10 protein-coding genes are annotated in these 13,386 nt (G+C 62.1%); 1 reads left to right on the forward strand and 9 read right to left on the reverse strand.

The window, feature by feature from the left end; translation table 11 throughout:
• Nucleotides 1-33 precede the first annotated feature (33 nt).
• The 4 genes from HALLA_RS14700 to HALLA_RS14715 all read right to left on the reverse strand — a co-directional run bounded on the left by HALLA_RS14700 (nt 34) and on the right by HALLA_RS14715 (nt 6,147).
• Nucleotides 34-2,274, reverse strand: a complete 2,241-nt coding sequence (locus tag HALLA_RS14700) for an LUD domain-containing protein (RefSeq protein ID WP_049954262.1) — start codon at nt 2,272-2,274, stop codon at nt 34-36.
• Nucleotides 2,274-2,777 carry a LutC/YkgG family protein gene (locus tag HALLA_RS14705; RefSeq protein WP_049954263.1) on the reverse strand — a complete coding sequence of 168 codons (504 nt, stop codon included), beginning with the start codon at nt 2,775-2,777 and terminating at the stop codon, nt 2,274-2,276. Before HALLA_RS14705 ends, HALLA_RS14700 begins: the two co-directional genes overlap by 1 nt.
• A 157-nt stretch (nt 2,778-2,934) precedes the next feature.
• The gene (xacF, locus tag HALLA_RS14710; RefSeq protein ID WP_049954567.1) at nt 2,935-4,374 is read right to left on the reverse strand and encodes a 2,5-dioxovalerate dehydrogenase; all 1,440 of its coding nucleotides are present in this window, start codon (nt 4,372-4,374) and stop codon (nt 2,935-2,937) included.
• 111 nt (nt 4,375-4,485) lie between these two features.
• A complete protein-coding gene (locus tag HALLA_RS14715; RefSeq protein ID WP_084569052.1) occupies nt 4,486-6,147 on the reverse strand; it encodes a glycoside hydrolase family 28 protein in 1,662 nt (553 codons plus the stop codon).
• A 157-nt stretch (nt 6,148-6,304) separates the two neighbouring features.
• Here HALLA_RS14715 and HALLA_RS14720 point away from each other — a divergent pair, with 157 nt between their 5' ends.
• A complete protein-coding gene (locus tag HALLA_RS14720; RefSeq protein ID WP_049954264.1) occupies nt 6,305-8,362 on the forward strand; it encodes an RICIN domain-containing protein in 2,058 nt (685 codons plus the stop codon).
• 199 nt (nt 8,363-8,561) lie between these two features.
• Here HALLA_RS14720 and HALLA_RS21120 read toward each other — a convergent pair whose 3' ends face one another.
• From HALLA_RS21120 to HALLA_RS14740, 5 genes are all read right to left on the reverse strand, one after another.
• Entirely contained in the window at nt 8,562-8,735 is a 174-nt protein-coding gene (locus HALLA_RS21120) for a hypothetical protein (RefSeq protein ID WP_169732150.1), read from the reverse strand.
• 10 nt (nt 8,736-8,745) lie between these two features.
• Nucleotides 8,746-9,927 (reverse strand): ABC transporter ATP-binding protein, encoded by a 1,182-nt coding sequence (locus HALLA_RS14725; RefSeq protein WP_049954265.1) that lies wholly within the window; start codon nt 9,925-9,927, stop codon nt 8,746-8,748.
• 4 nt (nt 9,928-9,931) lie between these two features.
• A complete protein-coding gene (locus HALLA_RS14730) occupies nt 9,932-10,852 on the reverse strand; it encodes a carbohydrate ABC transporter permease (protein ID WP_049954266.1) in 921 nt (306 codons plus the stop codon).
• The gene (locus tag HALLA_RS14735) at nt 10,845-11,804 is read right to left on the reverse strand and encodes a carbohydrate ABC transporter permease (protein WP_049954267.1); all 960 of its coding nucleotides are present in this window, start codon (nt 11,802-11,804) and stop codon (nt 10,845-10,847) included. Before HALLA_RS14735 ends, HALLA_RS14730 begins: the two co-directional genes overlap by 8 nt.
• Before the next feature lie 68 nt (nt 11,805-11,872).
• Nucleotides 11,873-13,360, reverse strand: coding sequence for an ABC transporter substrate-binding protein (locus HALLA_RS14740; RefSeq protein ID WP_049954268.1), 1,488 nt, complete (start codon nt 13,358-13,360; stop codon nt 11,873-11,875).
• Between the last annotated feature and the right edge of the window lie 26 nt (nt 13,361-13,386).

Here is a 13,386-nt window from a genome sequence, read left to right on the forward strand (position 1 = left end):
TCGAACCTGGCGACGGCGGGCGGACGAACGGACTTACGCGCCGGGATCGAGGAGCGTAATCGGGTGGCGCGGCTGTCGGGTCAGCAGCGAGTCGAGTTGCTCAAGACAGGACGTGCCGCTCGCGACGACCGTTCGATCCGCCGCGTCGGGCATCTCGAACTGCGATTCGAGGCGGCTGCCGACGTCCATGCTCAGTTCGTAGTACTCGCTCTTGTAGCCGAAACTGCCGGCCATGCCACAACACTCGACGTCCGACGTGGTGACGTCGAACCCCTGGCGTTCGAGGACGGCCGTCGTAAACTCCTCGAGTTCGAGGGTTCGCTGCTGGCAGTGTGAGTGGTAGGCGATGTCGGACGCGGTCGCGTCGTGCTCGGCGTCCCGAAGCGGGGTGGGGTCGACGCCGTTCTCGAGCAGGCCGTAGACGTACTCGAACAGTTCGTAGCTACGCTCTGCGAGCGATTCGTACCGGTCTTCGGAGAGCAGTCGCTCGTACTCGCCGCGGAACATCGCGAGGTCGCTCGGTTCGATGACGACGACGTCGTAGCCGGCGTCGATGTGGGCCTCGAGGTCCGCACGAACTTCGCGGGCGTGTGCTTCGGCCGTCGAGATCATCCCCTGGGAGAGCGGCGCGCGACCGGAAGAGGCCACGTCGGGGATTTCGACCGCGACGCCGAGGGCCTCGAGCGTCCGGACGGCCGCCTTCCCTCGCTCGGTTCGGACGTGGTTCGTATAGAGGTCGGGGTAGACCACGGCGTGGTACTCCGCGTCGACGGGGCGGGGCGCGTCCCGGTTGCGGAACCACTCGACGAGCGTCTCGCGTTCGAACGTCGGCAGTTCTCGGCGGCGGTCGATGCCGAGCACTCGTTCCATGAGCATCCGCGACGGCGGCGTCCCCGCGGCCCAGTTCGACAGCGGCGCGGTCGCGGAACCGAGTTTCGCGAGCGTATCGAAGTTGCCGAAAAAGCGTTTTTGCAGGTCGAGGCCTGCGGGTTCTTCATCGGGTGTGAGCCCTTCGACGAGGAAGTCGAGTTCGCCGCCGTCGGCACCGCGATTTCGCCGGTCCCGGACGACGGTGTTGATCCACGGAATATCGATCTTCACCGGACACTGGTTGACACACCGCGAGCAGCCCGTACAGAGGTCGTTGAACTCCTCGGTCGACTCCTCGCCGTTGACGCCAGCCTCCCAGCCGGTGGCGATGCCGCCGGCGTAGGTTTCGCCGCCGAAGGCGTGGCCGCCGACGGACTGAAAGTTCGCACACGAGTTCGCACAGGCCGAGCACCGAATGCAGTAAAGCGTCTCCCGGAGTTGGTCGTCGTCCCGCATCTCCATTCGGCCGTTGTCGAGGAGCACCAGGTGGAACTCCCGATCGTTTTCGGCGTCCGAACTCGAGTCGCTAGCGGTACCTGCGATCGGCCCCTCGGAGTCGAAGTCGACCGTCGGCGTCGCCACCGGCGGCGAGAACAGCGAGACGTAGGAGGTGATGTCCTGTCCGGTACCCGAGCGGGCGATCAACTCGACGAACGGCTGGAGGTCCTCGAACGTCGGCACGATCTTCTCGACGCCGGCGACGGCGACGTGCGTGTCGGGGACCGCGACGGTCTTTCTGGCGTTGCCCTCGCTGGTGACCAGCGCGATGGTTCCGGTGTCCGCGGTCACGAAGTTCGCGCCGGTGATTCCAATGTCCGCCTCCTGAATCTGCTCGCCGAGGTACTCTCGAGCGAAGTTCGTTAGCTCCTCGGCCGTCTCGAGGGGTTCTTCGGGGTCGAACTGTTCGTTGAACAGGGTCGCGATCTCCTCGCGCGACTGGTGGATCGCGGGCGCGACGAGGTGGCTGGGCGCTTCGTCGGCGACCTGCAGGACGAACTCGCCGAGGTCGGTTTCCCAGACGTCACAGCCCTCGTCCTCGAGGTGTTCGTTGAGTTCGATCTCCTCGGTCGTCATCGACTTCGATTTGACGACGGTTTCGGCCGCGCGTTCGCGGGCGAGTTCGCGCACGTACCGGTTCGCGTCGGCCGCGTCGTCGGCGAGGTAGACCGTCCCGCCGTTCGCCTCGACGGTCTCGCGCACCTGCTCGATCAGCGAGGGGAGTCGCTCGATGGCGTCTTCTTTGATGGCGCGCGCTCGGTCCTTGTACGCGTCGTAGTCCTCGAGTCGGGCGACGGATTCGTAGCGGCCCTCGTTGAACCCGCGAGCGTTGCGCTCGACGCTCTCGCCTTCCGTCTCCATGATCTGCCGAATTCGGTCGGCCTTCTGGGAACGGTTGCTCGACATTAGTCCTCCACGATGATCGCGTGCGTTTCTCGCGGCCCGTGGACGCCGTAGACGAGTTCGCCCATATCCGCGGTTGCGCTCGGTCCGGTTGCGAGTACGGCGTCGTCGCGCCCGTTTCGGAATCGCTCACCCATGCGCTCGAACGCCGTCGCCATGTCCCCGACGATGTCGCACTCGCGGACGACGACGACGTGGCGGTCCGGAAAGAGCCCGGAGAGTTCCCCACCCGCGGGCGTCGACTCGAGGACGACGGTTCCGTAGCTGGCGACGCCGAGCGCCGCGCTCGTCACGCCACAGGCGGCCTCGCGAAGCTGGTCGGGGGTCGGGTCGAGAACCACGTCGGTGTCTGCGAGCGAGACGGTGTCGAACGGAAGCGCCGCACCGACTGCCGGCCGTTCGATCGCATCTGCGACTGTGTCCTGAAAGTCCGCGGGTGTGGTTCGTGTAACCTCGGTTCGAACCTTCTCGAGGCTGGTTTCGAACGTTTCGAGTTGGGTTGCCATTAGTTGTGTGTGACTAACGGATGCCACGGTTTTGGGTCTTGCCATTGTCGCCACGCGTCGGTATCTGTCCGTGGCGTCCGGCCAAAAATCGTCGATCGGTGATCGCGTCGAGTCGTCGCCCCGTAGACGGGTTAGGTCGCTCCGGGGTTGGGATTGCTCAGTAGTTATCGTAGACGGTCTTTTCGATCGTGTAGAACTCGAGGCCCTCGTCGCCCTGTTCGCGCCAGGTTTCGCTCGAAGAGCCCTTCATGCCGCCGAAGGGAACGTGGAGTTCCAGCCCGGTCGTCTTCGCGTTGACCTTGGCGACGCCCGCCTCGATCTCGTCGATGAACCGGTTCGCTTCGGTGTGGTTGTCGGTGACGATGCTGGCCGACAGGCCGTAGTCGACGCCGTTTGCGACCTCGAGTGCGTCCTCGAAGTCCTCGACCTCGAGCACCGCCAGCACCGGGCCGAACACTTCCTCCTGTGCCAGTCGCATCGACGGCTCGACATCGGCGAAGACTGTCGGCTCGACGTAGTAGCCCTCCCGGTCGAGTTCGTTCCCGCCCGCGACGAGGGACGCACCGTCCTCCTGGGCGATGTCGATGTACTCGAGGGTCCCCTCGAGTTCGTCCTCGGAGACGTGCGGGCCCATATCGGAGCCCTCGATACCCGGACCGGGTTCGATCGCGTCAGCCTCGGCGGCGACGGCGTCGACGAACTCGTCGTAGATGTCCGTGTGGACGATGGCGCGAGAGCAGGCGGTACAGGCCTGGCCCGTGACGCCGAACGCGCCCGAAGCGACGATTTCGGCGGCTTCCTCGACGTCCGCGCTGTCGGAGACGATTGTCGGGTTCTTGCCGCCCATCTCGAGTTGGACGCGTTTGCCGTCCTCGGTCGCCTGATCGTAGACGGTGGTGCCGACCGCGGTGCTTCCGGTGAACGAAATCGCGTCGACCTCCTCGCTGGTGACGAGTTCGGTGCCGACGGTGCTTCCCGATCCCGTTACGAAGTTGGCGGCACCGTCGGGTAGTCCGGCCTCGTCGAGCGCCTCGAAGATCGCGTGGGCGACGCCGGGTGCTTCCGACGCTGGCTTGAGCACCGCGGCGTTCCCGGTCACGAGCGCGGGGGCGAGCTTCCAGGCCGGGATGGCGATGGGGTAGTTCCACGGCGTGATCAGCCCGACGACACCGAGGGGCTCGGTGACCGTATAGAGGTTCGTTCGCGGGCCGCTCGCGCTCTTTACCGTTCCGCCGAGGTCGCTGGCTTTCGCGCCGTAGTAGCTGAAGATGTCGATCGCCCGCTGGACCTCGCCGCCGGCCTCTCCGGTGGTCTTGCCCTCCTCGCGCACGAGCAGTTCGGTCAGTTCGTCCTTACGATCCGCGAGAATACGACTGGTCTCGGTGAGAATCTGTCCGCGCTCCGGTGCCGGCGTCGCCGCCCACTCGTCGGCCGCACCCGCGGCGGCCTCGATCGCTCGAGCAGCGTCGGCCGCGCTCGAGGACTGGTAGCTGGCGACGACCTCCGCCGGCGATGCCGGGTTCGTCACCGTCATCGTCTCCTCGGTTTCTGCTTCGGTCCATTCCCCGTCGATGTAGTTGCGTTGCTCGGCAGCCATCGTCGGATAGTGTCCCAACGCAGGCATAACGATTTCGGTCGCCGAACGCCGTCCCGTCGGGCAAATCGTGAGTCGTTCGCGCTGCAAGTGATCTCCAAATCCCCCGCCTACTCACTCGTCTGAAACCGGTGGCACGTTGCCCGTTGTGCGGAACTTCCAATCGCCATCGACGGGAGTTTCGGCCGCCACGAGGTCGTTGTTCGAGAACAGCCGGCCGTCGCGACAGTTTCGAACCGAGAGGAACGTGTCCGTTCCGTCCGCCGCTCGAGAATTCGCGACGCTCGTTCGCTCGCAGTCTTCGAGCACTATCGCGGCGTCTAGTTCGGCCGAATCCGCCGCCGCTTGGGCCCGCCTGGCCTGTCGACCCGCGAAGCCATCGATGACCACACCGTCGGTCTCGAGGCATCGAATTCCGTGGGCGAAGTACGCCGGCAGGTTCTCGCCCCACTCGATGGAAATGTCATGCAGTTCGAGGTCGGTGACGTTCTCGCAGTGCACGCCGGAAATCTCCTCCTCGTAGATCGGCGCCGTGACCGCGGTCGGCTGTATATCCGCGTTCCCGCCGACGGCGTCAGCGTGGGGACTTCCTCCGATCGACAGCGAAACCGACTCGAGGCGAACCCGCTCGAGGGTCGCTTCCTCGTGTCCGTAGACGAACGCGCCGCTTTCCGCGTCGGCGACGATATTCGAGAATCGGACGTTCCTGACCGCGCCGAGGTCGGTTTCCTCGTCGCGCGGAACGGAAGTAACGTAGATCGGTTCGGCTTTCCCCCACCACGGGCCGGGGAGCAGCCGCGTTTCGACCGTGATATCCGAGAACAGCACGTTCTCGATCCGACCCCCGTCGCGGTGTTGGATACCCAGCCCCCGATTCGAGCCGTAGACGACGCAGTTCGAGAACGTACAGTTGCGAATGTCGCCGCCGGTTTCCGAACCGAACTTGATCGCACACGCGCTAGAAGAGAGCGAACAGTTGGTCACGGTCAGGTGTTCGCAGTCCCGTTTTCCCTCGTCCGAAACGATCGTGATGGCGTCGTCGCAGGACTCGATCGCGCTGTCGGCGATGCGAACGCCACTGGAGTTGCCGATCTCGATCCCGTCGCAGTTGGGAATCCGCATGTGGTTGCGGACGGTCAGCCCGCGAACGTCGACGTCTTCGCAGCCGTCGAAACAGAGCGTCCACGCCGGCGAGTCGCGGATCGTGACGTTGCGAACCGAAACGCCCGCCGAATCGTCGAACAACACCAGCGGCCCCGGCCGAAAAGCGGGCTTCCCAATGGGCCACTCCTCGAGCGCCCCGGAGCGATCGAGATAGTCGTCTCCCTGTCGAGCGCGGTGGGGAGCGTTCGAGACGAGCGGATGCCCCTCGCTTTCTCCCGAGTGCTGGCGAATCGGTTCGTCGACGCGCATGAACTCGGTGCCGCGACCGTCGATCGTCCCGTCGCCGACGATCGAGACGTTCTCGACGCCCTCCGCGAGGACGAACGGGCGTTCGCCGTCCGGACCCACGTGGCGGTCGACGTACGCGTCCTTCGATCGTGCCGGTTTCACGACCGCCCCCGCCTCGAGCCGAAGGGTTACGTTCGAGCGAAGCCGAATCGTCCCGATCACGTACTCGCCGCTCGAGACGGCGACCGTTCCGCCCCCGCACTCGTGGCAGTCTTCGATGGCACGCTGGAACCGTTTCGTGACCTTCTCGCTCGAGCGCTCCGGGTCGGCTTCGGTCTCCGAACCGATTCGAATCCAGGCGCTCGACGGTGTCGATTCTGTCATGACGTGTGTCCAACCGACCCCAGCGGCCTAAATTCCTCCGCTCTCTTTGCCCCGTGCTCGTAATCGAGGTCATATCATCGAAAGTAACTATCGTCGAAGAATTAAAGTCGGTACCGATAATACGTGTTTCTGTCGCACGACCGCGGCAAACGCTATCATGACTGATGATGTCGACCGGAAGCAGACAGGGGAATCGACTGACGATGAGAGAACGGTCCCGCTTTCGCTGGGACGACGGGGCGCACTTGCGGTCCTCGGCGCTGCAGGGGTCGGCGCTGCGTTCGGCGGATCGGCCAGCGCCACGCCGGGGCGGTCGCCGAACGGGCCAGACACCGGCAACCAACCGTGGTACGAGTGGGACGCCGACGTGGTCGCGAACGGAAACGGCCTCTACGACCTCGAGTCGATCGAGGTCGATCACACGTATACGCCGGCGGAGACCCCAAACGTGACCGTCTGGCGAGACGACGACGGAGTCTATTACGCCGACGACGAGCACGAAACGGTCGAACACGGCGAGGAACCGATGGTCGTCGTGCAGGCTGCTCTCGACGCACTCCCCGAAGGCCGAACCACGAAGGCGACCGTTCGCGTGACCAGCGACCTCGTGGTTAGCGAGGATCACGAGGTTACGGGCGTCGACGTGCCGAGTCACACACGCCTCGAGCTGGATGGAACGGTGACGATCGACGGTGAGACCGACGACGTTCTCTCGCTCGAGGGCGTCGAAAACGTAGCTATCCCCCGTCTCACCGTCGAGGGAGCGGCCAGCAGAGCCGTGTTCGTCGCCGACTCGTCGGATCTCAGATTCGACCAGCTGTGGATCGACGGCGTCACCGTTCAGGGCGTTCGGATTCAGGATGGCTGTACCGACGTCCAGATCGGAACCGCCTACGTGACGAACACCGGCCATCACGGGATCGAGACCTACGACGTCGAGCGGATCCAGATCGACCAGGTCATCGGCGTCGATCCCGGAAGCTGCGTCCTCTTGCTCAACGAGACGTTCGACGCGTCGGTCGGGCAGGTCGTCGGACGGAATCCGCAGTTCGACTACGCGACGTTCAGACTGGCAAACGGCTGTCGGAACATCTCCGTCGGGCGCGTCGTCAGCCGCGGCGGCGTTCGCGGGCTCTCGATCATCACTGGCACGCGGAACGTAACCGTCGGCGAGGTCAACGTCCACGACGCCTCGAGGGCGGGTATCCTCCTCGTCGACGTTCGGAACGTCAAGATCCTCGGCGGCGTCATCAAGAACACCGATGCCCCCGGCGTGAACTTCTGGTCGCTCGGACTCATGGGCGAGTCCTCGGAGATCAACGAGGGGATCACGCTCGCGAACCTCCGCATCACGGACGACCGGGACGACCCGAAACAGCCGTGGGCGATCAACGAGCGCGGCGCCTGCCTGCACAACCAGTTCATCAACAACGACGTACGCATCGAGGGCAGCGACGATGATCGGATTCACGCCGCGTCCGAGACGACGGTCGTGCATGGAAACCTCGGCGGCGGCATCGATCGAGGGACCGTCACCCTCGAGGCGGGCGCGTCACCCGCCGCCCGCGTCGAAGGCGTTTCGGAGTATCACCGCTCGACGCTCGAGGCACGCACGGCACCGTACGACGGCGCGGACGCGTCAGCCGCCTGGGAGAGCTACCCCGAGTGGAACGCCGAGACCGGCGAGTGGGACCTCGTCTTCGAGTGGCGAACCGATCCCGGAACCGCCGTCGAGGTCGATTACGTCGTCGACCAGCCCCGGGCGACGATCGGACGCGAAGTCGACCGTGAGGCGGTCTGGGAGGAGGGAGTCAACTCGATCGAACCGGGAACGTACCGGGTCGTCGCCGCCCACAGCGGACAGGTCCTCGAGGTCGCCGGCGGATCGACGTCCACGGGAGCACAGATTCAACAGGGCGAGTGGAACGACGAGGCCCACCAGCGCTGGGAGGTCGACGGCGAGATGGACGGTCGACAGGGCTACTTTACCCTCACCGCCGAACACAGCGGAAAGGGAATCGCCTTCTCGGGCTCGAACGCCGTGCAGGGCAGTCCGCAGGAATATCGCATGGAACGCTACGAGAGCGGGTTCCAGATCGAGGTTCCCAAGGGTCGACTCGAGGTCGCAGACGCCGCCACCGAGGACGGTGCACCGGTACAAGCCGGATCGTGGGAGGGAGGTGACAACCAGATCTGGGAGTTCGAACGGCTGTAATCCGATTCAAGCGCGAGTGCTGGTAACGATAGCCGAAACGAGTACTGCCGAGCGAAACGATCGGATGCGAAACTGATCCGATCTCTCTTTTCACTCTCGAGACGCGACTTCGTTCGTACTCGATACGCCTGCCGTCGTCTCTTCGGTGATACGCAGCGAACAGCTTCGAAAGGGAAATTCGCAGGATAGAGTCGTCGCTTTAGATGTACTCTTCAGGGTCGGGTCGATCGTCCCCGTCGGTGTCGCGGAGGTAGTTCCGCGCGGCGGGGATGAACCGATAGCGCAGGTCGAAGTAAAACGACACGATGCCGTAGATCCAGAAGAAAAACAACAGCGTGCCGGCCCCGAAGAACAACGTACTGGCGAGACTCATCCTGCTTTGTTCACCCCTGAATCTCCTCTTCGGAGGAAACTGGCGTCGGTTCGGCCGCCGCTTGCTTGACGATTCCGTGGGCGATCGAATCACCGGTCGGTCCGTCGAAGACGTGGACCTTCTCGCGGTCGAAGACGATCTCGACCGTTTCGTTCTCGCTGATTGCGGTGTCAGGGTCGATGCTCACGAGCAACTCTGTCGCGTCCTCGCCCATCACCGAATCGGAGTCCGCCTGACTATCCGCAGGATTCAGGTACGCATACGTCTGGTCCCCGACTGGCTCGAGCACGTCGACGACCGCCGGGAACGCAGCGCTCGGCGTTTCTGGCTCGTCGTCGCTCGAGACGAGATAGACGTCTTCGGGTCGAACGCCGACGCTCACGTCGTTGTGCCCGGAATCGATATCGAGCGAATGGCTGATCTGGAAGTGGGTCAGATCGAGCGTATCGTTGGTGACGCTGCCGTCGTAGATGTTCATCGAGGGGCTGCCGATGAAACTCGCGACGAACCGGTTTGCCGGCCGGTCGTAACACTCGAGCGGCGGCGCACACTGCTGGAGGTTACCCCCATTGATGATGGCGATTCGGTCCGCCATCGTCATTGCTTCCTCCTGATCGTGGGTCACGTAGACGGTCGTAATGTCGAGTTCCTTCTGCAAACGCTGGATCTCGGTTCGCATGTGGACGCGCAGTTTGGCGTCGAGGTTCGCAAGCGGCTCGTCCATGAGGAACACTTCCGGCTCCCGAACGATCGCACGGGCGATCCCGACGCGCTGTTGCTGGCCGCCGGAGAGTTCGCTTGGACTTCGGTCGAGCATTCCCTCGAGCTGGACGATTTTGGCCGCCTGTTTGACGCGGCGTTCGATCTCCTCGTCCTCGAAGTCCCGAAGCCGGAGTCCGAAGCTGATGTTCTTTCGAACGTTCATGTGGGGAAACAGCGCGATGTTCTGGAAGACCATCGAGATGTTCCTGTCCTTCGGGGGCTCGTTCGTCACGTCCTTGCCGGCGATTTCGACGGTTCCGTCCGAGGGAAGCGTTAGCCCCGAAATCATCTCGAGGGTCGTCGATTTCCCACACCCCGACGGGCCGACGAGACAGAGGAATTCGCCGTCCTCGATCTCGAGGTTCATTTCGTCGACTGCGACGACCTCTTCGTACCGTTTCGTCGTGTTGGTAAGATTGACGTGTCCCATGATATCACTCCTTTAGACCGCCCTGCGTTAAGCCTCTAACGATGTGTTTCTGTGCGAATACCACGAGCAGCGCGACGGGAATAATCCCGACGAGGCTTGCTGCAGCCATGAAGTGGTATTGCTGGCCACTCTGTTGTTCGAACGCGAGAATTCCGTGGACAAGAACCGCCCAATCTTCGGGGTTGCCACGGCTCATCATGAACGAGAAGAAGAACTCCCGGTAGACGCTGATGAACACGATGATCGCGGCGGTCACGACGCCCGGTGCAGACAGCGGCAAGATCACGCGGAACAACGCGCCGAGTCGCGTCGTCCCTTCGACTCTGGCCGCGTCCTCGAGGCCGTCCGGAATCTGGCTGAAGAACGTGGTCAGGATGAAGATGGTGATCGGCAGGGTGAGCATCGTGAACGGGAACGCCATCGCCCACGGCGTGTTGTAGAGGTTCGGCGTCATGAATATCCCGATCGTAAGATTTCCGGTCAGCATCTCGTATAGCGGGATCAGGTACGCGATTCCGGGGAAGTACGAGACGATGAGCAACAGCAACATCAGCGGTCCTTTGCCCCGGAAGTCGACGCGGCCGAACGCGTATCCCGCGAGACTTCCGATGACGAGACAGATGACGACCGTGAGCATCGCGATGATGATGCTGTTGAAAATGTAGAGATGGATCGGTTGCTGTTGGAAGATTTCCGAGAAGACTGCGAAGTTAATCTCTCTCGGCAAGAATCCCATGTCGTATAATGCGTTCCCCGGCGTGATTGCCAGAACGAGGAGCCAGTAGAACGGGAACAGCGTGATCATCAGGAACGACGTGAGCGCGACGTAGAACAGGATCCGGTAGGAGTCGTACGGATTGTTCACCATCAGATCCACGACCCGTCCGACGAAACTCTTCGACTCCTCTTGTGTAACGTTACTCATACGAATCGACCTCGTTGCGGAAATTGATCAGATACACCATAATGATGCCGGCGATGATGAGCGCAGTCAAGAAGGCGATCGCGGAAGCGGTCGCCCACCGTTGCATCTGGAAGGTATCTACGACAAGACACGTCAGTGTCGGGACGGTACTACATCCCGTGGACGCCTCGACGACACCGTAGACCTTCATCGAACTGATCGTGTAGAAGATCATCCCGATCAGGACGACGGGCTTGATCAACGGGAGCGTGATGAGCTTGAACTGCTGGAACTTCGAAGCACCTGCGACTTTCGCTACGTCGTAGAGGCTCTGGTCGACGCTCGCTAGCCCGGCGAGAATAATGAGCGCGATGAACGGAATCTTTCGCCAGATGTCGATGAGGATCACCATGATGGTCGAGTCTCGTGTACTCACCATCGGATTCGAGGAGAACAGCCCGAGATTATGCAAAACGTCGACGAACGGGCTGATACTCGGCTGAAACAGCAGGTAAAACATCATCCCCTGGATAACGATCGGGATCGACCACGGAAGGATGACCATCATCCGAGCGAACGACCGACCGCGGAACTCCTTGTTGAGGATGAGCGCCATTCCGAGGCCGAGGACCGTTCCGATCGAGACGCTGATCGCGGTGATGAGCAGCGTTAGGACTAGCGCGCTCGAGAACGGATCACTCAGGCTAAGGAACGGTGCACTAAGGACGTTATCCATACCGCCGGTGAGTATCTCGACGTACCCATCGATTCCCTGGAATTCTCCGACCGGATGCTCACCGTACAGGTCGTCGCTCTGGAGCGACAGCCAGAACGTCCGGAGCAACGGGTAAAAGGCCAGCGCCGAGAGGATGAGGATCATCGGCCCGATGAGCAGATACCCGTACTTATCGTCGTCTAGTCGTTCAATCCTGTAGAGGATTGGCGATACGGTTCGGTATAGCTTCTCTATCATTGCACACTAACCATGGCGACTGTGAATAATCTTGTACCTTTCGTTGTTCCGCGAAGGTGCGGGTGGCGTTACTCGGCTTCGTCGGCTTCGATGTCTTCGACCCGCTCCTGTGCGTTTTGTACGGCTTGTTCCGGCGACTGTTCCTGGTTGACACAGGCGTGGAATTCCTCGGCGATCGCACTCGATTGGGAATCCCAGACCTGGTTGATCGGGTGGACCCACTGATTCTCGGACTGCAGCTGGAGCGTATCGAGATAGCGACTCATAACTGGAACCTCTGCGGCTTGATCGGACTCGAAGAGGCCCGGTTTCGGTGGTGTCGATCCGGTGATCTCGAAGATATCGAGATAGAACGAATCCGAAGTCATTGCTTTCAGCAACTCGACAGCTGCCGGCAGTTTCTCGGAGTTGGGGTTGAGCGAGAGATGCCACCCGCCGAGGGTCGCGTTCGTTCCACCCGTCCCTTCGTACTCTGCTTCTTCTTCTGTCACGCCGTACGGGAACGGCATCAATCCGATATCTTCGCCGAACGCATCGTCGCTTGCAAAGTTCGCGATAGCGTACGACCAGTTTCGGTGGAACGCTGCTTGACCGGCCTCGAACGAATCCTGTGACGGCTGGGTGTCCCAACCGAGTGCTTCAGACGGCAGGATATCGCCCGTTATTCCGTCGAGTGCGTACTCGTCGTCCGAGCCGTGCATGAACGTTCGCAACAGACGCAATCCGTCGATTACCGGCTGCTCGTCGATCGTGACCGGACGGTCGCCGACGGGCCCGTGTTGGTTCTCCATGTCGCCGAAGTAGTTTCCGCCCATCGTGACGATTTTCTCGTATCCGGTCTGGTGCCCGATAGTCCGCTCGTTGAGCGTCGTCGTGTACCCATCGTTGATGTCGTTCGCTTCGAGCGTGTCGCTGACGATTTCTCCGAATCGTTCCCACGTCATCGGCTCGGTCGCCCAGTTTTCGCCTTCGGGGTCGTAGCCTGCGTTTTCGACGTAATCTTTGCGGTAGAGGATTGCCGGAATGTCCACGAACTGCGGGATTCCGTACAGCCCGCCTTCGTGGCGCATCGAATCCACCATGACCTGATGATAGTCGTTCTCGAGTTCGTCGAGCTTCTCTTGGGGTAGCGCTTCGTTCAGGTCGACCAGCCACCCTCGAGGCGCGAACGCTGACGTGTACGAGAAGTTAGTCAGCATGATATCTGGTGAGGACTGATCGGACTGTAGAATCTGTGTGTACTGCTTTTCCTGATCGTCTGCGCCCCAGACGCCAGTCGAAATGTTGACGTCGATGTTCTCGGGCAAGCCGGCGTTACGAAGCGATTCTTTAAGTTGATCCTCAACGTCTCCGAAAAGCGGTGCGGTGGCGTACTCGAGAGTTACTTCTTCGCCGTCGTACTCCCCGATGTCGATTTCGTCGTCGCCGCCATCACTGATACATCCGGCGGCGCCAATGATTCCAGCCGAACCAGCGGCGGCGAGCACTTTTCGCCGCGGAAAGACGCGCGTATTGTCGATACTATCCCTATCCCCACTACTGGCTCTGTCTGCCATACTCTCACATGAGTGCTCTCCTATAT

It is taken from the genome of Halostagnicola larsenii XH-48, from assembly GCF_000517625.1.
Lineage (GTDB): Archaea > Halobacteriota > Halobacteria > Halobacteriales > Natrialbaceae > Halostagnicola > Halostagnicola larsenii.